The sequence below is a fragment of the Mycobacterium sp. genome (assembly GCF_965230835.1).
Taxonomy (GTDB): Bacteria; Actinomycetota; Actinomycetes; order Mycobacteriales; family Mycobacteriaceae; genus Mycobacterium.
Genome location: NZ_CBDDLW010000002.1, coordinates 3,842,893 through 3,866,067 on the forward strand (window position 1 = coordinate 3,842,893; position 23,175 = coordinate 3,866,067).

Below are 23,175 nucleotides of genomic sequence, written 5' to 3' on the forward strand. Positions count from 1 at the left end.
GACGGTTCCTCAGGTGGCGCCGTCGCCGATCAGTGGGCGGCCGAGCAATGCCTGGGCTGGTGCGTTAACCGCGTCGAGCTGGCCCTGCTGTACGTTGGCCGCCTCGGCATTGGAATACGCGGCGGAGCCGGCGGCCAGCTTTTGCACGAATTGGTCGTGGAGGGCCGCCATCTGCGCGCCAATGGCCTGATAGTTCTCGGCGTGCGACTCGAACACCGCGGCAACCGCTGCGGACACTCCATCGGCGGCGGCCGCCGGCAAGCCGGTTGTTTGGGTGGCCGCGATCGTGTTGGCCTCTTGAATCGTCGCGCCGACTTCAGCCAGATCGGCGGCCCGCGCCAGCATGGCCTCCGGTCCGGCGGTCACGTACGACATCTAGCACCTCACACCATCAGGCCAGCCTCGTCACCGTGGCTGTCCGTGTCCTGCTCCGATCGTATCGCCGTATGCGCTGACCATTGGCGTTTCGTCGAAATCGGTTCTTTCGGTCCAGTCCTAACTCATGCGTGGTCTGACGAGCCATCCAAGACCGGTCCGGCCGTTGGCAGGCGTGTTATGTGTGCGCGGGTACCTCGACTCGGTGCAAATCGTCGCCCAGCTCGATCCGCCCGCCAAATTCGGTCTCGGCCAGCGCGCGCCACTGCTCCTCTTGGCCCGGGATGATGGCTGGGACGCAGTGCGTCATGACCAGGATCCGCACGCCGGCACGCCGTGCTGTCGCGGCTGCTTCCTGGACCGACGAGTGGTAATCGCAGATATCTTTGATCCGCTGTTGCGGAATCTGCGCGACGATGTCTTTGCGGATCACCGTGTGCACCAATGCGCCTGATCCGGTCGCCAGCTCATCCAAGCTGGCGCAGGGCAGGGTGTCCCCGGCCAGCACCGCCGACGCGCCACCAGCTTCGATTCGGTAGCCGATCGTCGGCGCCACCGGCCGGTGATCGGTGGGCGCGACCCGGATCGCCACATCGTGGTGATCCCAGACTGGCCCCTGAGTGTGCTCGCGGACCTCGACCGGTGGTGGTGTTGTCAGGTCGGCGTGGTGGGCGATCCGGTAGCCGATGTCGTGACTGAATGCCTGCAGTGTGGCCGCTACGACCTCAGCGGTGCCCGGTGGTCCGATGATCGGCAGCGGTGACGGTTCAGGATTGAAGCTGGTGATCCAATATGTAATGAGCACATCGCCGAGGTCGGCGATGTGGTCGCTGTGCAGGTGGGTGAGCAGCAGTGCCGACACCCCACTGGCGCCGACGCCGACGGCCGCGGCACGTTGCAAAACGCCCCGCCCACAATCCACCAGAAACGTCTGACCGCCGGCCCGTACCAGGGTGGATGGCCCGGCGCGGTTCGGATCAGGAATGGGGCTTCCGGTGCCCAGCAACGTGATCTCGATCATCGTCTTATCCTGTCAAGTCAGGCCGGGATGTGCGGTGGGATCAATCGAACTGGGAGGCGTCTCGGGCAGCGCCGGCCACAACGTGGTTGTGAACGCTTGGTCTCCGGAAGTTTTAGTCGATATTGCGCGCGGGTTCTCGTGTTCGCTTTCCCGTAGGACGAGATGGTCGTAGCCTGGTGTGAGGAAGATCATCATCGGCGGGAGGCCTTGATGCGCATCGCGGACGTCTTGCGAAACAAGGGGGCAGCGGTGGTGACGATCAACCCCGAGGCAACGGTGGCTGAACTGCTGGCCGGCCTGGCTGAGCAGAACATCGGCGCCATGGTGGTAGTCGGGGTCGAAGGCGTGGTCGGGATCGTGTCGGAACGCGACGTCGTACGTCAGCTGCACGCACATGGCGCCAGCGTGCTGTCACGTCCGGTCTCCAAGATCATGACGGCGGCCGTCGCCACCTGCACGAGATCCGACACCGTTGACAACATCAGCGTGTTGATGACAAAACATCGGGTGCGGCACGTGCCGGTGCTGGACGGTAAAGAACTCATCGGCATCGTGAGCATCGGTGACGTGGTAAAAACACGAATGGGAGAACTCGAGGCCGAGCAGCAACAGCTGCAGTCCTACATCACCCAGGGCTGACTGCGGGGCTGATTTCTGGCTAGCGCCAGGAGTAGTCAGCGCGCAGCCGCGCGGACACCAGATTGAAGATCTCGCGATCCAGGATCGCGCCCTCCCGACGGATGCCCTCCTCGGGCACGTCGAGCACCCGGTCCAGTCGTATCCAGCTCTTCCCGCCCTCGTGATCCCAATCGCTAGAACCAATCTCGACCCAGTCATGGCCAGTGTGCCGGTGTTCCTGGCTGGACACCATCAGCCCCAGCAGGATGCTGTCGTCGCGACCCACGACCAGGACTGGCCGGTCTTCGCCGCGTGTTGGGTCCTCGTCGTAGACGACCCAAGTCCACACAATCTCACCGGGACTGGCCCGGCCATCAAGGTCTGGAGCGTAGGTGAGCTTGCGTGCCCGTTGGGCGGTGGGGAAGCTGGTGCCGGTTACCGGGCGGCCCGCGGTGACCTCGGCCGGTGGCTGGGGCATGCCAGCGGTCACGATGTTCACGGTGACCTGGACGGCCTGCTGGATGGTTCTTAGCGTGTCCTGCGAGTTCTGTACGTAGCGGACGAGCTTAGGCGCCTCGGTGAACACGAGGTTCTCCGCGAAGCGCCGCAACGTTGTCCACTGTGACTTCCGGCCGGAGGCCATGTTCGCAGCATAGACGCGCCCCCGAAGCGGCGATTGTGTCCCGGCTTCGTCAGATGGATACGCTGGACACGCCCCCTGACGGCCGCCCATGGACGCTCATGGGTCCTCAAACATCCTCGAGCCCTGGAGATCCCATCACCAGTTTCGCCGACAAGACCTTCACCCCGCCGGCGCAGATCAGGAATTTCTGCATCATCGCTCACATCGACCACGGCAAGTCGACATTGGCGGACAGGATGCTGCAGCTGACCGGAGTGGTTGACGAGCGCTCCATGCGTGACCAATACCTAGACCGCATGGACATCGAGCGCGAGCGTGGTATCACGATCAAGGCGCAGAATGTGCGGCTTCCCTGGAGGATGTCGGGAGACTCGGTAAACGATGATGCCCTCGAAAACGACTACGTCCTACACCTGATAGACACCCCCGGCCACGTCGACTTCACTTATGAGGTCTCGCGTGCGCTGGAGGCTTGCGAGGGTGCGGTGCTGCTGGTCGACGCGGCGCAGGGCATCGAAGCGCAGACTTTGGCCAATCTCTATCTGGCGCTGGACCGCGACCTAGTGATCATCCCGGTGCTCAACAAGATCGACTTGCCGGCCGCCGACCCGGATCGCTATGCGGGCGAGATCGCCCACATCATCGGCTGCGATCCTGCTGACGTGTTGCGCGTATCCGGCAAGACCGGTGAGGGGGTGGCAGACCTGCTTGACCATGTGGTGCGTGAGGTGCCGCCTCCGCAGGGTGACGCTGACGCTCCGACTCGCGCGATGATCTTCGATTCCGTCTACGACATCTACCGCGGCGTGGTGACCTACGTTCGCGTGGTCGACGGCAAGATCAGCCCGCGCGAGCGCATCGCGATGATGTCCACCGGCGCCACCCACGAACTACTTGAGGTCGGCATCGTCTCGCCCGAACCCAAAGCCAGCAAAGGCCTGGGTGTCGGCGAGGTTGGCTACCTGATCACCGGGGTCAAGGACGTCCGGCAGTCAAAAGTCGGCGACACGGTGACGACGGCTCGCAACGGCGCCCAGGAAGCCCTGACGGGCTACCGCGAACCCAAGCCGATGGTCTATTCGGGCTTATATCCCGTCGACGGCTCGGACTACCCGAATCTGCGTGATGCGCTGGACAAGCTGCAACTCAACGACGCGGCATTGACATACGAGCCGGAAACCTCGGTGGCGCTTGGCTTTGGGTTCAGGTGTGGTTTCCTGGGCTTGTTGCACATGGAGATCACTCGAGAGCGGTTGGAACGTGAGTTCGACCTCGACCTGATCTCTACATCGCCGAACGTCGTGTACCGGGTCGTGAAAGAGGACAACACCGAGATTGTGGTGACCAACCCGTCGGACTGGCCCGAGGGCAAAATCCGTACGGTCTACGAACCCGTCGTGCAGACGACCATCATTGTGCCCAGTGAGTTCATCGGCACAATCATGGAACTATGTCAGTCCCGTCGTGGTGAGCTGGGTGGCATGGACTATCTGTCACCGGAGCGGGTGGAACTGCGTTACACGTTGCCGCTCGGGGAGATCATCTTCGACTTCTTCGACTCGCTGAAGTCGCGCACCCGCGGATACGCCAGCCTCGACTACGAGGACGCCGGTGAGCAGGAGGCGTCCCTGGTCAAAGTTGACATCCTGCTGCAGGGCGAGGCCGTTGACGCGTTCTCCGCGATCGTCCACAAAGACGGGGCTTCGGCATACGGCACAAAGATGACTACCAAGCTTAAGGAATTAATCCCGCGCCAGCAGTACGAAGTACCCGTGCAGGCCGCGATCGGATCGAAAATCATTGCGCGCGAAAATATCCGCGCAATCCGCAAGGACGTATTGTCGAAGTGCTACGGCGGCGACATCACCCGGAAGCGCAAACTTCTGGAGAAGCAGAAGGAAGGCAAGAAGCGGATGAAGACTATTGGCCGGGTCGAGGTGCCGCAGGAAGCATTCGTCGCGGCGCTATCCGCGGAAGCAGCCGGGGACAAGGGCAAGAAGTAGCGATGAGCGGGGCGCGAGCTGCCCACTACCCACCCGCCGCAGTCGTTGATCCAGTCACCGCATCCAGCGACCAACCGTCGAGCGCGTGGACGAGTCCGCAGAAGAGCAGCAGCTGGATCGTGGTTGCCTTGCTGTTGGCCGCCATGCTGACCGCCGCGGGATGCGCTGCCGTGATCGGCGGTACGGCGCGCCCGGCGCCCGGGATCAAGCCGCGCCCGGTCGTGGGGGAAACGATCAAACAGGTCCTCCTTGGCCAGGCCGCACTGTCGCGACTTCTCGATCAGCCATTCAGCGCCGATCCGCGTTTGCCGCCGCGATACGGAGGCCCCGAGAAGCTGCTCCATGGTTTTGGGTCGGTGTCACCGGCCGAGTGCGCTGGCGTGCCGACAATGATCGGAAGAAGTGTCTACCCCTCGGCCAACGTCAAGAATGTCGCACGTGAGACGTGGTGGAATGCCGGCGGACCCGCCAAGGTGATCAGCGTGGCTGAGGCCACCGTCGCGATGCGCGACGCCGCCGATGCCGACGAACTCTTTGCGCGGTTCTCCCGCCAGTGGGACGCGTGCGACGGCGAAACTGTAACCATCACAGGCAGCGGTCTTCGTTTGGTGGACGACATCGCCGACGTGCGTGTTGCTAATTCCGTCCTCGCGGCGACTGTTTATGTGCAGTCATCCGGCCCGGTACGCGGGCGCAGACCAGAGGCGCGGGCCATCGGCGTCCGGGTGAATTGCCTCGTCGAAGTCGAGGTCGCATTCTTCAGCGCGCAAGGCGCATCGGACCGTGGGTCGGGCGATCCGCGAACCAGCGCTATTGACATTGCGCGCGCGATGATGGACAAGATCAGCGCCCTGAGTTGACCCAACGCTTAGGACAACCGTCACATGGGCGCGTTGGCTGGCTGGAACATCCCTGAGCTGTCGGCCTCCTCTTCGGCGCGGATCACGTGGACCACCGCGTTGATCAGTGCCAGGTGGGTGAACGCTTGCGGGAAGTTGCCCAGGTGGCGGCCCGTTCGCGGCTCGATCTCCTCTGCGTAGAGATGCAGCGGACTGGCGTAGGACAACAGGCGCTCGCACAGTCGCTTGGCACGGCTCACCTCACCAATCTCGACCAGCGCCGACACCAACCAGAACGAACAGATCGTGAACGTGCCTTCTTCGCCGGACAACCCGTCATCGGTCTCGTCGACTCGGTAACGCAGCACCAGGCCTTCCTCAGTGAGCTCGTCGGCGATGGCCAGCACCGTGTTGCGTACCCGCGGGTCGTCGGGCGGCAGGAAGCGGGTCAGTACTACCAGCAACAGCGACGCGTCGAGCGCGGTATCGCCGTAGCGCTGGGTGAACACCCCGCGAGAATCCACCCCGTGCTGCAGAATGTCGGCCTTGATTTCCTCGGCGATTGTCCGCCACTGCTGCGCGTAGGTGTTCTCGCCCTGCCGCTCGGCCAACTTGGACCCGCGGTCCAGCGCCACCCAACACATCACCTTCGACGATGTGAAGTGCTGTGGCTCCCCGCGCACCTCCCAGATGCCCCGGTCGGGTTCACGCCAGTGCTTCACCGCCTCGTCCACCTGTCGTTTCAGCACCGGCCACAAGGTCTCCGGTACTTGCTCGCGAGATTTCGCGTGTAGATAGAACGAGTCCAGGATCGAGCCCCAGATATCATGCTGGACCTGGTCGTAGGCGCCGTTGCCGATCCGCACCGGGCGCGCGTGGTCATAGCCGGACAGATGGTTGAGTTCCGCTTCGACCAGGCTGCGCTCCCCGCCCACGCCGTACATGACCTGCAACGGGTGGCGCTCGTTGCTGTTGGCGCCGGACACGTCTGCGATAAACGCGAAGAAGTCGTCGGCCTCACGGTCGAGTCCCAAGGTGTAGAGCCCCCACAGCGCGAACGTCGAATCACGAACCCAGGCATAGCGGTAGTCCCAGTTGCGCTCCCCCTGGGGCGTTTCAGGTAACGACGTGGTACTGGCCGCTAACAGCGCACCGGTCGGCGAATAGGTCAATCCTTTCAGGGTGAGCGCGCTGCGCTGCAGGTATGCCCGCCAAGGGTGGTCCGGGAAATTGCCTATGTTGATCCACTGCCGCCAGCATTCGGTGGTCTTCCACATCTTGTCGGCGGCTTCCTCGTACGTCTGCGGCGCCGGATGCTTGGTCCAGCTCAACGCGACGAACACGTTATCGCCCTCGACCATTCGGGTGCGTGCACGCGCTTCGCGGCCTTCCAACCCGATTTTCAGATTTGTGGTCAGCCGTATCGTCGGGTGAGCGTCTGGTTGTTTGCTGGCGCGCGCAATGGCCTCGCCGTATGCTTTCGCCGAATATTCCCAGGTGCACCCGAGGCGGTGGTAGTCGAACGCCGGCTCGCAACTCATCATCAGTTCGACGGTGCCGCTGACGCAGCGAACCGTGCGCAGCAGGATGTGTTCCGCGTCCCAGTCCATGGGTGTGCGACGGTGTGTTCGCGATCGTCGCTCGATGTCGTGCCAAGGCCCCATCACCAGCGCGTCACGCACGATTAGCCAGCCGGTATGGGTCTGCCAAGTGGTCTCCATAATCAGGCTGCCTGGCAGGTAGCGACGGGCCGAAGGCACCGAAACTCCGTATGGGCCCAGTCGGAAATGGCCTGCGCTGCGGTCGAGGATCGCCCCGAAGACACTCGGGGAGTCGGGCCGGGGCACACAGAGCCACTCCACCGATCCAGCCGGTGAAATCAAGCACGTCGTTTCCCAGTCGGACAGGAAAGCGTAGTCGGCGATCGGCGGAAACGGATTGCGCAGCGGTCCGCTCGACGTCAGATTCGACGCCAAGGCAAGATCGACAGCCTCAGAGGCTCCTTCGGAGCCAGTTGTGGGAGAACCGTCGGATGCGGCTTCCAACGCTTGAGCCTCAGCAGTGTGTCCGCTTTGGTCGGCGGGTTGGGCGTGCAGGACCATCTCGTCATCATCATCTGTCGACCCACTTGGCGTCCACCTTGACGAGCGGGGTGTTGGGCTGCCGCGGCATAGCGGGTTAGCCAGATCCCCGTGTTTGCGGTCAGTGTGACGCAAACGCGAGCGTCCGCCGACCACGAACCGGACGTCACTAAAAGGCCAGGCACGTTGGTTCCGGGCGGCCGGGCTAATAGTGTGAGTCCGGTGAACGGATTCCTGGGTTGGTGGGACAGCGTCGAGCTGTGGCTTTCCGGCCTCCCGTTCGCGCTGCAGACGCTGGTGGTGATGCCGGTCATGTTGGTTCTTGCTGGTGTCATGGCAGTCCTCCTGGACGCTTTGCTCGGCAGGGGTATCCAGGTGATGCGTCGTGTGGGCGGCTCCGACGAAGGCTCCGGGTAACTCCGATGCCGCGGTCGCATGTGACCCTGGCCCTTGTCGCGCTTGTCCTGTTGGTGATCGCGACCTGGCTGCTCACCCGCTGAGGTTGTAGGCGCGGGACGATTCGGCGAATTCTGCTAGGCTGCGCGACATGCTGGCAGCAACCGGTGCTTGGGTGCGCCCTGTGGTGGCGCTCGGCTGCGCACACGGGGCCGTGGTGAGCTGTGCGGCCGCCGAGCTGCGTTGTTGTCGCTGACTCCCAACCCGTGCGCGGTCTGGTGTGGAGTTCGTTAAGTCCTCTCGGTACTCGGGGGATCGCCGCCTTTCCGCCGCTACGAGACCTTTGTTCAGAAGTCCCGCACCGGAAGGCTGCCAATGCCGCAGATGTTCAGCGATATCGGGTGTGCGCCGCGGCGGCGTTATCGGGTAGTACGCCTGGTCGCGACCGTACTGATTGCCGGTACCCTCGCGGCCTGCCACGGCGGCGCTAGCGACGTCGTCGGTGGCGGCGGACTGACCGACGCGGAGACGACGATCACGCTGTTCGCCTATGCAGTTCCCGAGCCTGGCTGGAGCCGGGTGATTCCCGCCTTCAATGCCTCGGAACAGGGCAAGGACGTCCAGGTGATCACGTCATACGGGGCGTCGGGCGATCAGTCCCGCGGTGTCGTCGACGGTAAGCCGGCTGATTTGGTGAACTTTTCGGTAGAACCGGACGTCACTCGCCTGGTGAAGGCCGGCAAAGTCGCGAAGGACTGGGATGCGGACGCCACCAAAGGCATCCCGTTCGGCTCCGTGGTGACGTTTGTGGTGCGCGCGGGTAATCCCAAGAACATCAAAGACTGGGATGATCTCGTACGCCCGGGCATTGAAGTCATCACGCCCAGCCCGCTGAGTTCGGGCTCCGCCAAATGGAATCTCCTCGCTCCGTACGCGGTTAAAAGCGACGGCGGCAGGAACAACGAAGCGGGGATTGACTTTGTCGGCAGACTGGTGCGTGACCACGTCAAGTTGCGACCTGGATCGGGACGGGAAGCTACCGATGTTTTTGTCGAGGGCAGTGGTGATGTGTTGATCAGCTACGAGAACGAGGCAATCGCTATTGAACGCGCGGGCAAACCGGTTGAGCACATCACACCGCCGCAGACGTTCAAGATCGAAAATCCGCTGGCCGTGGTGACCACCAGCCGCCACTTGGGTGCTGCGACCGCGTTTAAGAACTTCCAGTACACCGCCACGGCGCAGAAGTTGTGGGCGCAGGCCGGATTCCGCCCGGTCGACCCGGCTGTCGCAGCCGCGTTCGGCGATCAGTTTCCCGCGCCGGACAGACTGTGGACGATTGACGACCTCGGCGGCTGGGGCACCGCGGACCCCCGGTTTTTCGATAAGAGCACCGGCAGCATCACCCAGATATATGCGCAGGCGACCGGATGACCGGATCCTGCTCAGGCGCAAGCCTGGGCCCGGGGGCGATCCGGGCCGGTGCGCGCTTTTCCGGCCGTTCGGTCGCGTCATCGCTGCATGTCGGCGTGGCGGTGGTGTGGCTTTCAGTGATAGTGCTGTTGCCGCTTGCGGCCATTGCGTGGCAGGCGGTGGGCGGCGGCTGGCAGGCATTCGCGCTGGCGGTGACGTCGCACGCTGCCCTGGAATCGTTCCGGGTCACGTTGACCATTGCCGCCGGAGTCACCGTAATCAACACGGTGTTCGGTCTGCTTATTGCCTGGGTACTGGTACGGGACGACTTCGTCGGCAAACGCTTGGTTGATGCGATCATCGATCTGCCGTTCGCGTTGCCTACCATCGTCGCCAGCCTGGTAATGCTGGCTCTCTATGGAAACAACAGCCCGGTAGGTCTGCATTTGCAGCACACCGCCTGGGGGGTAGGGGTGGCGCTGGCATTTGTCACTCTGCCGTTTGTGGTACGCGCCGTACAGCCGGTTTTGTTGGAGATCGACCGGGAGGCCGAGGAAGCGGCGGCGTCGCTGGGCGCTAGCGGCCGCAAGGTCTTCACCGCTGTCGTGCTGCCGTCACTGACGCCCGCGCTGCTATCCGGTGCCGGCCTGGCCTTCTCGCGAGCTATCGGTGAGTTCGGCTCTGTTGTGCTGATCGGTGGCGCGGTGCCGGGCAAGACTGAAGTGTCGTCGCAATGGATCCGCACCCTAATCGAGAACGACGATCGAACCGGCGCCGCAGCCATATCCATTGTTTTGCTGACCATTTCGTTCCTCGTGTTGTTGTTGCTGCGAATTGTTGGCGCGCGAGCGGCTAAACGTGAGGAGATGGGTGCGTGACACCCACGCGGGGGTTTCGCTACCTCTTCCGGTCGATCGCCTTGGCGTATGTCTTTGTCTTGCTGTTTGTTCCGGTGGCATTGATCCTGTGGCGCACCTTCGAGCCCGGCTTTGGTCAGTTCTATGCTTATGTCAGCACGCCGGCCGCGATCTCGGCACTGAATTTGTCGCTGTTGGTAGTGGCCATCGTGGTGCCATTGAATGTGGTCTTTGGTATTCCTACTGCATTGGTACTCGCCCGCAACCGCTTTCGGGGCAAGGGGGCTTTGCAGGCGATCATCGACCTGCCTTTCGCAGTATCACCGGTGATCGTGGGCGTCGCATTGATATTGCTGTGGGGATCGGCCGGCGCGTTCGGCTCCGTCGAGAAGGACCTTGGTTTCAAGGTCATTTTCGGGCTTCCCGGCATTGTGCTTGCCAGCATATTCGTCACTCTCCCGTTCGTGGTGCGCGAAGTCGAACCCGTTCTGCACGAACTGGGCACCGACCAGGAACAGGCCGCTGCGACGCTGGGTTCTGGGTGGTGGCAGACATTCTGGCGGATTACGCTGCCATCGATTCGGTGGGGCCTGACGTACGGCATTGTGCTAACAATCGCCCGTACGCTGGGTGAATACGGCGCTGTCATCATGGTGTCGTCCAACCTCCCCGGGACGTCGCAGACACTCACACTGTTGGTTTCGGATCGGTATCACCGCGGGGCGGAGTACGGTGCTTACGCGCTGTCGACGTTGCTGATGGCCGTTTCGGTGGTGGTCCTGATCTTCCAGGTGATTCTGGACGCCCGCCGGATACGAGCGGCCGGCCGGAGTTGAGAAGCAGACGCAAGGAGACGGTGAAATGACCGCGGAGACGACCGAAGTCGACGCCACCACAGACGAGGACGGTGACCACGCCATTGTCGTGCAGGCCGCATGCAAGCAGTACGGTGATTTCGTCGCATTGGACAGTTTGGACTTCGTGGTGCCCGCGGGCTCGTTGACGGCATTGTTGGGGCCGAGCGGTTCGGGAAAGTCGACGCTGTTGCGCATGATCGCGGGTTTGGACCAGCCAGACACGGGGACTGTCACGATCAACGGGCGCGATGTCACCAGGGTGCCGCCACAGCGACGCGGGATCGGATTCGTGTTCCAGCACTATGCCGCCTTCAAACATTTGACCGTCTGGGACAACGTGGCTTTTGGCCTGAAGATACGTAAGCAACCGAAGGCAGAAATCACCTCAAAGGTTGACAACTTGCTGCAGGTGGTGGGCCTGAGCGGATTTCAGAGCCGATATCCGAACCAGCTATCGGGCGGCCAACGACAACGGATGGCGCTGGCTCGGGCCTTGGCGGTTGACCCCGAAGTGCTACTGCTCGACGAGCCGTTCGGTGCGCTGGACGCCAAAGTGCGCGAGGATCTGCGGACCTGGCTGCGCCGCCTGCATGACGAGGTGCACGTCACCACTGTTCTTGTCACTCACGATCAGGCCGAGGCGCTGGACGTGGCCGACCGGATAGCCGTGCTCAACAAGGGACGGATTGAGCAGGTCGGCAGCCCGACCGAGGTCTACGACGCCCCGGCCAACGCCTTCGTGATGTCCTTCCTCGGAGCGGTTTCTACGCTCAACGGGTCCTTGGTCCGCCCGCACGACATCCGGGTTGGTCGCAATCCCAATATGGCGGTTGCCTCTGCGGACCGCACCGCGGCGGCCACTGGGGTTATCCGCGCTACCGTCGACCGGGTCGTCGTTTTGGGATTCGAGGTTCGCGTGGAGTTGACCAGCTCGGCCACCGGAGGTTCGTTCACCGCCCAGATCACCCGGGGCGATGCCGAGGCGTTGGCCCTGCGTGAGGGTGACACCGTGTATGCACGCGCTACCCGGGTACCGCCTATTTCCGATGAGTTGATAGGCCACCGCGACGACGGCGCCGGGGACGCTGATGCGGATCGCAGCACGCTGACCTCTGCGTGATCCGACGCTGGAACTGGCCAGGAGGCCGGTCTGCGATGAGGGAATTAGCGTGATCAGGCCGCCAAGCGTTTGGCTTTTGCCTGATCAAAGCGGTCTAGCACGGTAGCGGCCACCAGCGGGTGGGCGCCCAGCGGTGCTGCCATCGCTATGTTCGCGTTGCGTGCGAAGAGCCCTACCCGGTCGGGCACTCGACCTGGTGCCAGGAACCAGGGCGCGATGATCACTCGGCGAGCGCCTCTGCTCCGCAATTGTTCGACAGCGCCGGCCAGCGAGGGTTCCGGGCGGGTGGCGAAGGCGGTTGTGACTGCGGCCCAGCAAGTGCCCGTGGCCAATTTTGGCGCGACGCGGCCGGTGCGCGCGTTGGCGGCGCGGTTCGACGAGCCGATGGACACGACGAGCACACCCAGCGTCGGGTCGCGGCGGGTAGTCCCGAGCTCCGTTACCCGTTGACGCAGCACCGACACAAGCCGATCGTCTTCGCCAAGTACGGCGGCTTGGGACACGTGGATTCCGCTTACATCGTTGGCGCAATTGGCGATCTGACCGGGTATGTCGATACGGGCGTGGTAGGCGTTCGCCAACAACAGGGGAGTGACAACTGCCTTGGGCGCCTGGTGCTCTGCCGCTAAACCGGCGAGCACCTGAGCCAGGCTCGGAGAATTGTGTTCGCAGAACGCCAGGCGCACGTCGAGTCCGGGCCGCATTTGCACCAGGTGGCCTGCGATGGCGCGCGCGTTGGCAGCCGATCGTGGATCGGCACTTCCGTGTGCGGTCAGCACCAGGGTGGTCATGGCTGCGCACTGTCGTCGGCGCGGATCACGAGGCGTGTAACCCGCATTCGGTTTTTGCTAGCCCCTGCCAACGCCCGCTGCGGGGATCGGCGCCCTCGACGGGCTTGGCTGTGCAGGGCGCACAGCCAATTGATGGATAGCCTTCTTGGACAAGCGGATTGACCAGCACGTCGTGCTCGGCGATGTAGTCCTGGATGTCGGCGTCGGTCCACGCGGCGATGGGATTGATTTTCACCAGTTTGAATGTCTCGTCGAAGCTGATCAATGGTGCATTGGCCCGGGTGGGCGATTCGATGCGGCGCAGCCCGGTTACCCAGGCGGAGTAGCCGCGTAGCGCTTTGCCCAGGGGGGCGACTTTGCGTAGTCGGCAGCATTCACCGGGTTCCCGCGCGAACAGATCTTTGCCAAGAAGTTCGTCTTGTTCGGCAACCGTGTGCTCGGGAGTCACATTGAGCATTCGGACGTCATACACGGACTCGATCGCGTCTCGGGTACCGACGGTTTCCACGAAGTGGTAGCCAGTGTCTAGGAAGAGCACCGGTACACCTGGCCGCACCTTGGCAGCCAGATCAATGAGAACCGCGTCCTGCATGTTGGACGCCACCACATAGCCGCACGTCGCGGACTCGCGGGTGTTGTCGACACCGCCGAAGGACTCTTCGGTCCACTGAAGCAGCTCTGTAGCGCTGGCTCCGTCGAGTTCGGCTGCACCGCGCGCCGCCAGCTCGCGCAACTCGGGTTCGGTCGGCCCGGTCTCTGCGTCGCTCATCGCAGATCGTCCTCGTCGGCTCGAACAGCCCATTGTGCGAAGCGTTCACCATCGTTGCGGTGTTTGACGAAGTTGCGCACCACCCGATCGATATAGTCACCCAGTTCGTCGCTGGTGACTTTGTGCTGGCGCAGTTTGCGGCCGAATCCGCTGTCCAGACCCAGGCTGCCGCCCAGATGGACTTGGAAGCCCTCGACCGAGCCACCGGAACCGTCAGCGACCATCTGGCCTTTGAATCCGATGTCGGCAATCTGAATTCGCGCACACGAGTTCGGACAGCCGTTTATGTTGACGGTGATCGGTACGTCGAGCGTAGCGTTGATGTCGTCGAGCCGGCGTTCTAGTTCCGGCACTAAAGACTGTGCCCGGACTCGGGTTTCGGCGAACGACAACTTGCAGAACTCAATCCCGCTGCATGCCATGAGATTGCGGCGCCAATGTGATGGTCGCGTCTGCAGCCCGATTTTCTCCAGGCCCGCGATGGTGTCGTCGAGCTTGTCGTCGGGGATATCGAGGATGACCAACTTCTGGTAGGGGGTGAATCGGATCCGGTCCGAGCCGGCGCGTTGGGCCAGGTCTGCCACTGCTGACAGGACGGTGCCCGATACCCGCCCGGCTATTGGGGCAACGCCCACAGCGTTGCGCCCGTTCTTCAGTCGCTGCACCCCCACGTGGTCGAGCGGATGGGCGAGGGGTTCGGGGGCCGGACCGTCGATCAGCGGACGTTTGAGGTATTCGGTTTCGAGAACTTCACGGAATTTCGCTATGCCCCAGTCTTTGATCAGGAACTTCAGCCGCGCCTTCGCTCGCAGCCGCCGGTATCCATAGTCGCGGAACACCGAGGTTACCGCCGCCCACACCTCGGGTACCTCGTCAAGCGGAACCCAGACGCCGACCCGCTGGGCCAGCATCGGGTTGGTCGAGAGTCCACCGCCTACCCATAGGTCCAGGCCGGGCCCGTGTTTGGGATGGTTCACCCCGATGAACGCAATGTCGTTGATCTCGTGCGCGACATCCTGCAGACCCGAGATAGCGGTCTTGTACTTGCGCGGCAGGTCGGCGAACTCGGGCTTGCCAACGTAACGGCGCACGATCTCATCGATCGCCCAGCTCGGGTCGAGTATCTCGTCGAGCGATTCGCCGGCCAGCGGCGAGCCCAGCACGACGCGCGGGCAATCGCCACATGCTTCGGTGGTGTGCAGTCCGACTTCGTCGAGCCGCCGCCAGATTTCGGGAACGTTCTCCACCTCGATCCAGTGGTACTGGAGGTTCTCCCGATCGGAGATATCGGCGGTGTTTCGAGCGAACTCTGTCGAGATCTGGCCCAGCGTGGCCAGGGCTTTAGCCGAGAGTGCGCCGCCGTCACAGCGAACCCGCAGCATGAAGTATTTGGCCTCGATCTGCTCAATGTGCTCGTCGCCTGTCCATGAGCCGTCGTAGCCCTGTTCACGCTGCGTGTAGAGGCCCCACCAGCGAAAGCGTCCACGCAGGTCGTCTTTGTCGATGCTGTCAAACCCGCCCTTGGCGTAGATGTTTTCGATGCGTTCCCGGACATCGAGCGGGTTGCCGGCCTTCTTGAGTTCTTCGTTCGGGTTGAGCGGCTCGCGATTGCCCAGCGCCCACTGGCCCTCGTTGCGGGTTTTGGCGGGACGTGACGTGGTCATCCGCAGGGTTCTCCTTCGCGAACATTGCTGGACCTGGACCCGCGCGACGCCGGATATCTTCCGGTGGCGCAGAACCGGTCGCCAGCAGCAGGTGCAGGTGGGCTGGGTCTACGACATCAAGGCAGACAGGTGCAGCTGCAGACACGCTTGAGGTCGATATACCGCCGCGCAACCAGCGCTGTGCGCAGATTCGAATGGGCAGCGGTCACGGTGACATTGTGCCATGGATGGCAGCCGGCCGCGCCACCAGGTCGAATTTTTTCTCACACTGATTAAAACTACGAATAGACCCTGAGCAGCTGGATAAACACAACTGCGAATGGCCTGAGAAATTGGACCGCCGTTTCGCTCTTTAGGTGCTTAACCTGCCGGTTTCGACACAGTTGGCCGCTGGTAGAGCCGCGAACGGCTCCGCCGGAAAGTTCTGCCGTGTCGTTGACCTAGGTGGCAGGTGTGACCACAGACAATTGCCGGGACATGTCTTCATAAATGGTGAACGAGGTCAATCGTGCGCAGATTCATCATTGCGGCTGTGCCCACGGCGCGCGGCTCGGGCGTCGGGTGAGCTTCATGGAACCCTCCGAAGAAGGCCCAGCAGCTGGTGCTCATGACTCGGTCGGTGGCGACGAACCGGTCACGCCGCCCGCCGACACATCCGAACAGGCTGCGACCGTTGTCGAGGCTGCCGGTGCTGCCCCTCGGGGCCGCTCGACTGGATCGGCGATTCGCTGGGTTGGAATTATCGCGGCGGTGGTCTTGCTGGTTGGTTTGGGGTTCTGCGGATGGGTGCTATTCCAGGGACATCAGAAGGACATTGCCGCCGCTCAGGCGCTCGCGGCCGCCCGAAGCTATGTCCTGACGCTAACCAACATCGATTCCACGAGTCTCGACGACGGGATGGACAACATCCTTGACGGGGCAACTGGCGAATTCAAAGACAAATACGGCAAATCCACCGAGCACCTCCGCCAAGTATTGCTGGACAGCCAGGCGGTCACGCACGGGACCGTCGTTGAGGCGACGGTCAAGTCCGCCACAAAAGACAAAGTTGTCGTCCTGATGTTCGTCGATCAATCGGTGAGCAACCGCAACAGCCCAACTCCGCAGATTGACCGCAGCCGTATCAAGATGACCATGAACAAGGTGGCCGGTCGCTGGCTGGCCAGCAAGGTTGAGCTGTTGTGAAGCCCATGTTGTTGGGCGGTGAGGGTCGCCCGGGCTGCGGGCGCGCACGTCCTTTGTACACGTTGTTTGCCGACATGGTCGCCGTCGCGGCGCTGTTTATCGCGATGTTGGGATTGTCCACCGCCAGCGCAAAAGCAGACGATGTCAATTGGAACGCTATAGCGCAATGCGAATCCGGTGGGAATTGGGCTGCCGACACCGGGAACGGGCTGTATGGAGGCCTACAGATCAGCCAGGAAACATGGGATGCCAACGGCGGTTCCGGGTCGCCGGCGGCTGCGAGCCGCCAGCAACAGATCACAATCGCGAACAACATCATGGCTACCCAAGGGCCAAGCGCATGGCCGAAATGCAGTTCGTGCGGCCGGGGTGACGCACCGGTCGGGTCTTTGACCCACATCTTGGCATTTCTCGCGTCCGAGACTGGTGGTTGCTCAGGCAGGACGGACGACTGAGGCGTTTGGGCGACGTAGGCGGCAGCTGAGCTCGGTTCGCCGTGCGAAAATCGGGCATGACTCTTCGCGCCGAACCGGCCGAGTTGCCCGTCATTGCACCCGGTCCTGGATGTCGGTTCGGCATCTACGTTCATGTGCCGTTCTGCGTGACCCGCTGCGGTTACTGCGATTTCAACACATTCACGCCAGCCGAGCTGGGTGGCGTCAACCCCGACACCTGGATGCTGGCGCTGCGGACGGAATTTGAGCTGGCCGCCGCTCGATTGGGCGCACCGATGGTCAGCACTGTTTTTGTTGGCGGCGGTACACCGTCGCTACTCGGTGGGGAGCGCCTGGGCGCGCTGCTCGGTATGGTGCAGGATTATTTTGCGTTGGCTCCCGATGCCGAGATCAGCACCGAGGCCAACCCCGAGTCGACCTGGCCGGAATTCTTCGGGACGATCCGGGCGGCCGGATACACGCGGGTATCGCTGGGCATGCAATCGGTGGCGCCGCACGTGTTGGCGACCCTCGACCGGGTGCACTCGCCGGGGCGGGCGGCGCTCGCGGCCCGTGAGGCGATGGCCGAGGGTTTTGAACACGTCAGCCTCGATCTGATCTACGGCACTCCGGGAGAGTTCGATGACGATTTGTTGCGCTCGGTGGACACAGCGATTGAGGCCGACGTCGACCACATATCCGCCTATGCCCTGGTCGTCGAGGATGGCACTGCATTGGCGCGGCGGGTCCGGCGCGGTGAGCTGGCCGCGCCGGACAATGACGTGCTGGCGCATCGTTATGAGCTCATCGATGCGCGGCTAGGCGAAGCTGGCCTGAGCTGGTACGAGATTTCCAATTGGTCGCGTCCGGGCGGCGAGTGCCGGCACAACCTCGGCTATTGGGACGGCGGCCAGTGGTGGGGTGCGGGACCGGGCGCGCACGGTTTCGTAGCAGCGACACGCTGGTGGAATGTCAAGCACCCCAGCAAGTATGCGCAGATGTTGGCGGATGGGACGCTTCCGGTGGCGGATTTCGAGCAGCTGGACACCGAGGCGCGGCACACCGAGGATGTGATGCTGAAAATCCGACTCCGCCAGGGGTTGCCGATGGACCAGCTAGACGCCGCCGAACGGGAACGTGCCGATAGTCTATTGACCGCGCCGGCGGAGGACCGCCTAGTGTTAGCCGAGAGCGATAACTTGGTGCTCACCGATCGGGGGCGGCTGCTGGCTGATGTCGTTGTCCGAGAGCTGTTGGGGTAAGCGGAGAATTCAGCCGGTATGGAACCAGTGCCCGACAATACGGGCGATCTCGATGTAGAGCGGGATTCCGATCGTCACGTTGTAAGAGAACGTCAAACCCAGCGATGCGGCCAGCGGCAAAGTCGGACTGGCCTCGGGTATCGCAAGTCGCTGAACGGCGGGCACGGCGATATAGGATGCCGCGCCGCACAAGACGGCGAACAGTACGTAGGTGCCTGGCTTGAACTCGGTACCGGTGAGGTTGGCGTAGCCGTGAGCGACGATGATTCCAAGCGTCGCAAAGAGATTGGGCGCTAGGAGGCCAAAGACGACAAAACCGCGACCCGCGGTTTTCAGGTCTTTCAACTTCCGCGCCGCCGTCATGCCCATCTCGAGCAAGAATAGGGCCAGCGCGCCTTGGAAGGCGGTGACGAAGAAAGCGTCGTCGTCGTGGACTACCCGCTCGCCCTGCAGTCCACTGATAAGCCCGATGATGATGCCGCCGATCAGCAAGCATAATCCTGGGTTGAGGAAAACTTCCTTCAGTAGTTCACCGGAGAAGAAGGACGGCTTCGTGCCCGTTTCAGCGATGCTGTTGGCTGGGTCGGGTTCGTACCAATCCGGATGTTCTCGCCTCTCCAACGAAATCTCCAACTCCTGTTGGATCTCGCGTTCGCGTTCGATGCTGAGACTTTGACCGTTTGTGGGACGCAGAGCAGCGCCGGGGCCAACCCTGATGTGGCTGGCTGAGGCGTAGCCCGGCTCATCGGGCATCCACCCGTCCTGGCTCAACCCCCGGTGGCGTAGTCGCGCCACCAGGTACAGCGCCACCAGGCAACCGGGAATTTCCATGACAGCCAGCATGACTGGCATGAAGGCGTTGAAGGCGATGCCGGCACTGGCAAGGAAGGCCACGCAGGTGGCAAAGGTTCCCGCCGAGTCCGATCCGTAGTAGCCGGCAACCGTGGCTCGGTCGATTTTTCGTAGTGCGGTCATCCGGCCGAGCAGGTAATAAGCGGTCGCGCCGATTGCGATGTTCAAAACGAAGCCCAGGAACATGAACCCAGCGATGCCGCCGAAGCTGGACACGTTGACCTTGGCCAGCTCTTCACCGCCGTGCCAGCCGATCGCCAGCAGCAGGTACATAGTCAGGCCCTGGTAGAGCACATAGGGGAATTCGAACCGCACCTTGAGGATCTGCAGCAGGAACCCGAAGTAGAAGAACAGCAAGAGCGGCTTGAACAGGCTGTGGGTGAAGTTCTCCCAGAACTCGTGCAGCATTAGCGCCTTCCAAGATTCGGTGCAGTAGGCCACCGGCCATCGACCTCGGCGGGGCCACCGCGAACGTCCCGGGCAACGCGCAGAACCTATCCGGGCTGTGGCCACGTCGCCATCTGGGGCACACGCCGAACCACCAGGCTTCTAGGCCGCATTCGGGACGCGGCGTCCAGTTAACCGTGGTGGAGCCAGCCGGCTGTGGCAACAGCGCTGGACACGGCGCCGCTGCGCCCCGCGCTGTGTGATCAGTGCGGGGTTGTTACCAATTCGCTGTGAGCTAGCGAAATATCGCTATTGCGCAGAGGAAACCAGCGACGGTCTGACCCCGGCGCCTCGGTTGCGATGTGTCACCGACAGCCATGCTGACGGCGAGTAGTGAGTCGTGGTCTCCTCGAATCCGTCGACTCGTGAAACCGTGAGGACGCCTGTCTCCTGGTTGATCGTGAGGTCATCGCAATTGCCGGACTGGACTTCTTCTCCATCGGCGAGCCGGATTACAAACATGGTCCTCCCTATTGCTAGAAGGCGGTGAGTGATGGGGCGTTGGCCTGGCGGACTACTTCGACCAGCGGGTCCAAGTGGTTGAGCGGTAATGCTAGGGGGGTTTCGCGTACGCTAGCTCGTCGTCGTGCGGCGAGCAACTAAACGGGCGGGAAATTGTTATTCGCGCCACGTCTGTGAGCACCGGTTGTGGGGCGGCAGCGGGGATCTGGCCGGACCGTCGCAGCGGGTTTCGGAAGGCTCTGGGGCGGGGTGCGGCGAACCGGCAACTCGTCGACGGTTGCGCTTGTCGCGATAGGCGCATTTTTCTTCTGTATGAGGTTTACCCAGGTGAGGTGCGTTAGGGGCAGCAATAGCGGGCCGGGGCGGCGCTCTTTAGTAGGTTAGGCTACATTTACTAATCGTGACCGAGGTCCGCGTCGAGTCGATTCCTCCCGGCACGGCGGCGCCGTCGATGCCGGTGCCTGCCGATATCAACCCGGCCGAACTGGCGGCTGAGCTGGCCGACATGCTATCGGAGCTTGAGGGCGAGGAATACTTGCTCTACGAGCGCGACGATCAATGGGTCCTGGCCATCGGGGTCCGGGCGATGGTTGAGCTCGACAGTGATGAACTGCGTGTCACCCGCGACGGCGTCACGCAGCGGCAACGGTGGTCGGGGCGGCCTGGACTGGTACTGGGCGAAGCGATCGACCGACTGCTGCTGGAAACAGACCAGGTGTTTGGCTGGCTGGCTTTCGAATTCGGTGTCTACCGCTGCGGTCTGCAGCAGCGGCTGGCGCCGAAAACCCGTTTGGCCAGATTGTTTTGGCCTCGCACCCGCATTGTGGTAACTCCGCAGGAAGTGGTTCTGTTCGGCGCCGAGCGCCGCCACCATGAGGTGGTACGTCGGTTGCTCGCCGACGGGGTGCGTGATTTGCCCAATGTCGCTGCGGTCGATGTAACCGCTGATGCGTCAGGCTATCGCGATCGGGTTGCCGTGGCGGTTCGGGAGATCGCGGCCGGTGACTATCACAAGGTGATTCTCTCCCGTTGTGTCGAAGTGCCTTTCGCTCTCGATTTCCCGGCAACCTTCCGGATGGGCCGTCGCAACAACACCCCGGTGAGGTCTTTTATGTTGCGGCTGGGCGGAATTCGCGCGCTAGGCTATAGCCCTGAACTGGTTGCGGCAGTCCGTCCCGACGGTGTGGTGATTACCGAGCCGCTGGCCGGTACGCGCGCGTTTGGCCGTGGTTCCACGGTTGATCGGCAGGCTCGCGACGATCTGGAGTCAAGTTGTAAAGAGATTGCCGAGCACGCTATCTCGGTGCGGACGTCGCTTCGGGAGATCACCGAGATCGCCGCGCCGGGGACGGCGGCGGTCACCGACTTCATGGCGGTCCGTGAGCGTGGAAGCGTGCAGCACCTTGGTTCCACTGTCAGCGCGCGCCTGGACTCTTCGAGTGACCGGATGGGCGCCCTGGAAGCGCTGTTCCCCGCGGTCACCGCGTCGGGAATTCCGAAAGCAGCTGGCGTCGACGCGGTCCTTCGTCTTGACGAAGGTCCGCGCGGGCTGTATTCCGGAGCTGTCGTGGTGTTTTCAGCAGACGGTGGGCTTGATGCCGCATTAACGCTGCGGGCGGTATACGAATGCAATGGGCGGACATGGCTGCGGGCCGGCGCCGGCATCATCGAAGCATCCGAACCTGAACGTGAATTCGAGGAGACTTGCGAGAAGCTCGGCACGCTGACGCCGTATCTGATTGAGCGGCGCTAGCTTTCCGACGCGATGCGGCGGCCTTCCGCGGCTGGCGATGCGCTCGGGCTGTGGTCGGCGCGCAGTAGCTTCGCGGCGCGACGCATGCCGGGGGAGCGGTCGTCTGGCTATCGGAAGCCAACCGTCCTGCCGGCGCGCTGTTCGCCGGGCAACTGGTCATGTTGTTTGTGCTCGCGGCGTGTCCGACTTGAATGTAACCGCCAGACACATATATATTGCATGTTACTGATCGCAACATATAAATGGGAGGGGCCATGTCCGAGGGCTTGACCAACCTGCAGCTACTCCGCGAGCTTGAGCCCGTGGTGGAAAAGCTGGTCAACCGCCACCTGTCGATGTTCAAGGAATGGAATCCCCACGACTACATTCCATGGTCGGACGGCAAGAATTTCTACGCCCTGGACGGACGGGATTGGGAGCCGGAACAGAGCCAGCTCTCCGACGTGGCTCAGGTCGCTATGGTGCAGAACCTGCTGACCGAGGACAATTTGCCGTCGTATCACCGTGAGATCGCGATGAACTTCAGCATGGACGGTCCCTGGGGCTACTGGGTCAATCGGTGGACCGCCGAAGAGAACAGGCACAGCACGGCACTGCGTGACTACCTGGTGGTAACGCGTGCAGTCGATCCGGTCGAGCTGGAGAAGCTCCGGGTGGAGCAAATGACCAGAGGCTTCAGCCCGGGGCAGAACCAGCAGGGCGACATGTTCGCTGACTCTGTGTTTGACTCGGTAATTTACGTCTCTTTTCAGGAATTGGCGACTCGTGTCTCTCACCGCAACACCGGGAAGGCTTGCAACGAGACAATCGCCGACCAGCTACTCGCCAGAGTGTCGGCCGATGAGAATCTGCACATGCTCTTCTATCGGGACGTCACCGAAGCGGGCCTTGAGATCGCGCCCAACCAGGCGATGGCATCACTGCATCGGATCCTGCGGAACTTTAGGATGCCGGGCTTCACCGTGCCGGAGTTTCGTCGCAAGGCTGTGATCATCGCCGTTGGTGGCGTGTACGACCCGCGGATCCACCTCAATGAGGTGGTCATGCCGGTCTTGAAGAAATGGCGCATTTTCGAGCGTGAAGACTTCACCGGTGAAGCCGCGCGGATGCGCGACGATCTTGCCGTACTGATCAAAGAGCTCGAGCAGGCATCCGACAAGTTCGACGACTCCAAGCAGCGCTACCTCGACCGGGAAGCTCGTAAGATCGAAAAGATCACGGCCAGAAGGGCGCTCAAAACTGAGGGCACGCTCACGCTCAGCGGTCGGTGATCGTTGTTGCGCCGGGTTTCGCCGGCAGCCGTGGCGGCTGCCGGCGACGAGTCGGGCGCCAT

At 62.6% G+C, this 23,175-nt stretch carries 24 protein-coding genes; 13 read left to right on the plus strand and 11 right to left on the minus strand.

All coding sequences use genetic code 11. The features are described 5' to 3' along the window. Nucleotides 1–9 precede the first annotated feature (9 nt). Entirely contained in the window at nucleotides 10–375 is a 366-nt protein-coding gene (locus tag ACO07W_RS17965; RefSeq protein ID WP_421845059.1) for a PE family protein, read from the minus strand. A gap of 178 nt (nucleotides 376–553) precedes the next feature. Then, nucleotides 554–1,396: a ribonuclease Z gene (locus tag ACO07W_RS17970; RefSeq protein ID WP_421845060.1), complete on the minus strand. Its 843-nt coding sequence runs from the start codon at nucleotides 1,394–1,396 to the stop codon at nucleotides 554–556. Between the two features lie 210 nt (nucleotides 1,397–1,606). Here ACO07W_RS17970 and ACO07W_RS17975 point away from each other — a divergent pair, with 210 nt between their 5' ends. Continuing rightward, nucleotides 1,607–2,035: a CBS domain-containing protein gene (locus ACO07W_RS17975; protein ID WP_421845061.1), complete on the plus strand. Its 429-nt coding sequence runs from the start codon at nucleotides 1,607–1,609 to the stop codon at nucleotides 2,033–2,035. Between the two features lie 19 nt (nucleotides 2,036–2,054). On the opposite strand, the gene ACO07W_RS17980 is transcribed toward ACO07W_RS17975, so the two are convergent. Next, entirely contained in the window at nucleotides 2,055–2,657 is a 603-nt protein-coding gene (locus ACO07W_RS17980) for a type II toxin-antitoxin system PemK/MazF family toxin (RefSeq protein WP_421845062.1), read from the minus strand. Between the two features lie 98 nt (nucleotides 2,658–2,755). On the opposite strand from ACO07W_RS17980, the gene lepA reads away from it, so the two are divergent. Beyond that, complete coding sequence (lepA, locus tag ACO07W_RS17985) at nucleotides 2,756–4,660, plus strand: translation elongation factor 4 (RefSeq protein ID WP_421846080.1); 1,905 nt, start codon at nucleotides 2,756–2,758, stop codon at nucleotides 4,658–4,660. 25 nt (nucleotides 4,661–4,685) lie between these two features. Here lepA and ACO07W_RS17990 read toward each other — a convergent pair whose 3' ends face one another. After that, complete coding sequence (locus tag ACO07W_RS17990) at nucleotides 4,686–4,898, minus strand: hypothetical protein (RefSeq protein ID WP_421846182.1); 213 nt, start codon at nucleotides 4,896–4,898, stop codon at nucleotides 4,686–4,688. Here ACO07W_RS17990 and ACO07W_RS17995 point away from each other — a divergent pair. Then, nucleotides 4,804–5,520: a sensor domain-containing protein gene (locus ACO07W_RS17995; RefSeq protein WP_421846081.1), complete on the plus strand. Its 717-nt coding sequence runs from the start codon at nucleotides 4,804–4,806 to the stop codon at nucleotides 5,518–5,520. The two genes, ACO07W_RS17990 and ACO07W_RS17995, sit on opposite strands and share 95 nt — an antisense overlap. Nucleotides 5,521–5,540: 20 nt before the next feature. On the opposite strand, the gene ACO07W_RS18000 is transcribed toward ACO07W_RS17995, so the two are convergent. After that, nucleotides 5,541–7,601 carry a glycoside hydrolase family 15 protein gene (locus ACO07W_RS18000; protein ID WP_421845063.1) on the minus strand — a complete coding sequence of 687 codons (2,061 nt, stop codon included), beginning with the start codon at nucleotides 7,599–7,601 and terminating at the stop codon, nucleotides 5,541–5,543. Nucleotides 7,602–7,793: 192 nt separating this feature from the next. On the opposite strand from ACO07W_RS18000, the gene ACO07W_RS18005 reads away from it, so the two are divergent. The 5 genes from ACO07W_RS18005 (at nucleotide 7,794) to ACO07W_RS18025 (ending at nucleotide 12,223) form a co-directional block, all read left to right on the plus strand. Then, nucleotides 7,794–7,997 carry a hypothetical protein gene (locus ACO07W_RS18005; RefSeq protein ID WP_421845064.1) on the plus strand — a complete coding sequence of 68 codons (204 nt, stop codon included), beginning with the start codon at nucleotides 7,794–7,796 and terminating at the stop codon, nucleotides 7,995–7,997. A gap of 354 nt (nucleotides 7,998–8,351) precedes the next feature. Next, complete coding sequence (locus ACO07W_RS18010) at nucleotides 8,352–9,410, plus strand: sulfate ABC transporter substrate-binding protein (RefSeq protein WP_421845065.1); 1,059 nt, start codon at nucleotides 8,352–8,354, stop codon at nucleotides 9,408–9,410. Next, a complete protein-coding gene (cysT, locus tag ACO07W_RS18015; protein ID WP_421845066.1) occupies nucleotides 9,407–10,267 on the plus strand; it encodes a sulfate ABC transporter permease subunit CysT in 861 nt (286 codons plus the stop codon). The genes ACO07W_RS18010 and cysT overlap by 4 nt, the downstream gene beginning before the upstream one ends. Continuing rightward, nucleotides 10,264–11,082, plus strand: coding sequence for a sulfate ABC transporter permease subunit CysW (cysW, locus tag ACO07W_RS18020; RefSeq protein ID WP_421845067.1), 819 nt, complete (start codon nucleotides 10,264–10,266; stop codon nucleotides 11,080–11,082). Before cysT ends, cysW begins: the two co-directional genes overlap by 4 nt. Nucleotides 11,083–11,107: 25 nt before the next feature. Then, nucleotides 11,108–12,223, plus strand: coding sequence for a sulfate/molybdate ABC transporter ATP-binding protein (locus ACO07W_RS18025; RefSeq protein WP_421845068.1), 1,116 nt, complete (start codon nucleotides 11,108–11,110; stop codon nucleotides 12,221–12,223). Nucleotides 12,224–12,276: 53 nt separating this feature from the next. Here ACO07W_RS18025 and ACO07W_RS18030 read toward each other — a convergent pair whose 3' ends face one another. The 4 genes from ACO07W_RS18030 to ACO07W_RS18045 form a co-directional block, all read right to left on the minus strand. Continuing rightward, nucleotides 12,277–13,014, minus strand: a complete 738-nt coding sequence (locus tag ACO07W_RS18030; protein WP_421845069.1) for a sirohydrochlorin chelatase — start codon at nucleotides 13,012–13,014, stop codon at nucleotides 12,277–12,279. A gap of 25 nt (nucleotides 13,015–13,039) precedes the next feature. Then, nucleotides 13,040–13,783 (minus strand): phosphoadenylyl-sulfate reductase, encoded by a 744-nt coding sequence (locus ACO07W_RS18035; RefSeq protein WP_421845070.1) that lies wholly within the window; start codon nucleotides 13,781–13,783, stop codon nucleotides 13,040–13,042. Then, nucleotides 13,780–15,447: a nitrite/sulfite reductase gene (locus tag ACO07W_RS18040; RefSeq protein WP_421845071.1), complete on the minus strand. Its 1,668-nt coding sequence runs from the start codon at nucleotides 15,445–15,447 to the stop codon at nucleotides 13,780–13,782. Before ACO07W_RS18040 ends, ACO07W_RS18035 begins: the two co-directional genes overlap by 4 nt. A gap of 116 nt (nucleotides 15,448–15,563) precedes the next feature. Further along, nucleotides 15,564–15,656: an Ms4527A family Cys-rich leader peptide gene (locus ACO07W_RS18045; protein ID WP_421845072.1), complete on the minus strand. Its 93-nt coding sequence runs from the start codon at nucleotides 15,654–15,656 to the stop codon at nucleotides 15,564–15,566. 361 nt (nucleotides 15,657–16,017) lie between these two features. Here ACO07W_RS18045 and ACO07W_RS18050 point away from each other — a divergent pair, with 361 nt between their 5' ends. The 3 genes from ACO07W_RS18050 to hemW all read left to right on the plus strand — a co-directional run bounded on the left by ACO07W_RS18050 (nucleotide 16,018) and on the right by hemW (nucleotide 18,328). Then, nucleotides 16,018–16,632, plus strand: a complete 615-nt coding sequence (locus ACO07W_RS18050) for a hypothetical protein (protein WP_421845073.1) — start codon at nucleotides 16,018–16,020, stop codon at nucleotides 16,630–16,632. Between the two features lie 74 nt (nucleotides 16,633–16,706). After that, a complete protein-coding gene (locus ACO07W_RS18055; protein WP_421846082.1) occupies nucleotides 16,707–17,087 on the plus strand; it encodes a transglycosylase family protein in 381 nt (126 codons plus the stop codon). Nucleotides 17,088–17,143: 56 nt separating this feature from the next. Beyond that, entirely contained in the window at nucleotides 17,144–18,328 is a 1,185-nt protein-coding gene (gene hemW / locus ACO07W_RS18060) for a radical SAM family heme chaperone HemW (RefSeq protein ID WP_421845074.1), read from the plus strand. Between the two features lie 9 nt (nucleotides 18,329–18,337). Here the strand turns inward: hemW and ACO07W_RS18065 are convergent, their stop codons facing one another. Then, entirely contained in the window at nucleotides 18,338–19,588 is a 1,251-nt protein-coding gene (locus tag ACO07W_RS18065) for a sodium-dependent bicarbonate transport family permease (protein ID WP_421845075.1), read from the minus strand. Nucleotides 19,589–19,876: 288 nt separating this feature from the next. Further along, nucleotides 19,877–20,089 (minus strand): hypothetical protein, encoded by a 213-nt coding sequence (locus ACO07W_RS18070; RefSeq protein ID WP_421845076.1) that lies wholly within the window; start codon nucleotides 20,087–20,089, stop codon nucleotides 19,877–19,879. Between the two features lie 451 nt (nucleotides 20,090–20,540). Between ACO07W_RS18070 and ACO07W_RS18075 the strand changes: the two genes are divergently transcribed. Together ACO07W_RS18075 and ACO07W_RS18080 are read left to right on the plus strand one after the other, a co-directional pair. Continuing rightward, complete coding sequence (locus ACO07W_RS18075; protein WP_421846083.1) at nucleotides 20,541–21,842, plus strand: salicylate synthase; 1,302 nt, start codon at nucleotides 20,541–20,543, stop codon at nucleotides 21,840–21,842. A 254-nt stretch (nucleotides 21,843–22,096) separates the two neighbouring features. Then, a complete protein-coding gene (locus ACO07W_RS18080; RefSeq protein ID WP_421845077.1) occupies nucleotides 22,097–23,113 on the plus strand; it encodes an acyl-ACP desaturase in 1,017 nt (338 codons plus the stop codon). The last annotated feature ends 62 nt before the right edge of the window (nucleotides 23,114–23,175 follow it).

Excerpts from the sequence above, each read along its gene's own strand:
- ACO07W_RS17965 (WP_421845059.1), bottom strand. The coding sequence starts at position 375 with ATGTCGTACGTGACCGCCGGACCGGAGGCCATGCTGGCGCGGGCCGCC.
- ACO07W_RS17970 (WP_421845060.1), bottom strand. The coding sequence starts at position 1,396 with ATGATCGAGATCACGTTGCTGGGCACCGGAAGCCCCATTCCTGATCCG.
- ACO07W_RS17975 (WP_421845061.1), top strand. The coding sequence starts at position 1,607 with ATGCGCATCGCGGACGTCTTGCGAAACAAGGGGGCAGCGGTGGTGACG.
- ACO07W_RS17980 (WP_421845062.1), bottom strand. The coding sequence starts at position 2,657 with ATGGCCTCCGGCCGGAAGTCACAGTGGACAACGTTGCGGCGCTTCGCG.
- lepA (WP_421846080.1), top strand. The coding sequence starts at position 2,756 with ATGGGTCCTCAAACATCCTCGAGCCCTGGAGATCCCATCACCAGTTTC.
- ACO07W_RS17995 (WP_421846081.1), top strand. The coding sequence starts at position 4,804 with ATGCTGACCGCCGCGGGATGCGCTGCCGTGATCGGCGGTACGGCGCGC.
- ACO07W_RS18000 (WP_421845063.1), bottom strand. The coding sequence starts at position 7,601 with ATGGTCCTGCACGCCCAACCCGCCGACCAAAGCGGACACACTGCTGAG.
- ACO07W_RS18010 (WP_421845065.1), top strand. The coding sequence starts at position 8,352 with ATGCCGCAGATGTTCAGCGATATCGGGTGTGCGCCGCGGCGGCGTTAT.
- cysT (WP_421845066.1), top strand. The coding sequence starts at position 9,407 with ATGACCGGATCCTGCTCAGGCGCAAGCCTGGGCCCGGGGGCGATCCGG.
- ACO07W_RS18025 (WP_421845068.1), top strand. The coding sequence starts at position 11,108 with ATGACCGCGGAGACGACCGAAGTCGACGCCACCACAGACGAGGACGGT.
- ACO07W_RS18030 (WP_421845069.1), bottom strand. The coding sequence starts at position 13,014 with ATGACCACCCTGGTGCTGACCGCACACGGAAGTGCCGATCCACGATCG.
- ACO07W_RS18035 (WP_421845070.1), bottom strand. The coding sequence starts at position 13,783 with ATGAGCGACGCAGAGACCGGGCCGACCGAACCCGAGTTGCGCGAGCTG.
- ACO07W_RS18040 (WP_421845071.1), bottom strand. The coding sequence starts at position 15,447 with ATGACCACGTCACGTCCCGCCAAAACCCGCAACGAGGGCCAGTGGGCG.
- ACO07W_RS18050 (WP_421845073.1), top strand. The coding sequence starts at position 16,018 with ATGGAACCCTCCGAAGAAGGCCCAGCAGCTGGTGCTCATGACTCGGTC.
- ACO07W_RS18055 (WP_421846082.1), top strand. The coding sequence starts at position 16,707 with ATGGTCGCCGTCGCGGCGCTGTTTATCGCGATGTTGGGATTGTCCACC.
- hemW (WP_421845074.1), top strand. The coding sequence starts at position 17,144 with ATGACTCTTCGCGCCGAACCGGCCGAGTTGCCCGTCATTGCACCCGGT.
- ACO07W_RS18065 (WP_421845075.1), bottom strand. The coding sequence starts at position 19,588 with ATGCTGCACGAGTTCTGGGAGAACTTCACCCACAGCCTGTTCAAGCCG.
- ACO07W_RS18070 (WP_421845076.1), bottom strand. The coding sequence starts at position 20,089 with ATGTTTGTAATCCGGCTCGCCGATGGAGAAGAAGTCCAGTCCGGCAAT.
- ACO07W_RS18075 (WP_421846083.1), top strand. The coding sequence starts at position 20,541 with ATGCCGGTGCCTGCCGATATCAACCCGGCCGAACTGGCGGCTGAGCTG.
- ACO07W_RS18080 (WP_421845077.1), top strand. The coding sequence starts at position 22,097 with ATGTCCGAGGGCTTGACCAACCTGCAGCTACTCCGCGAGCTTGAGCCC.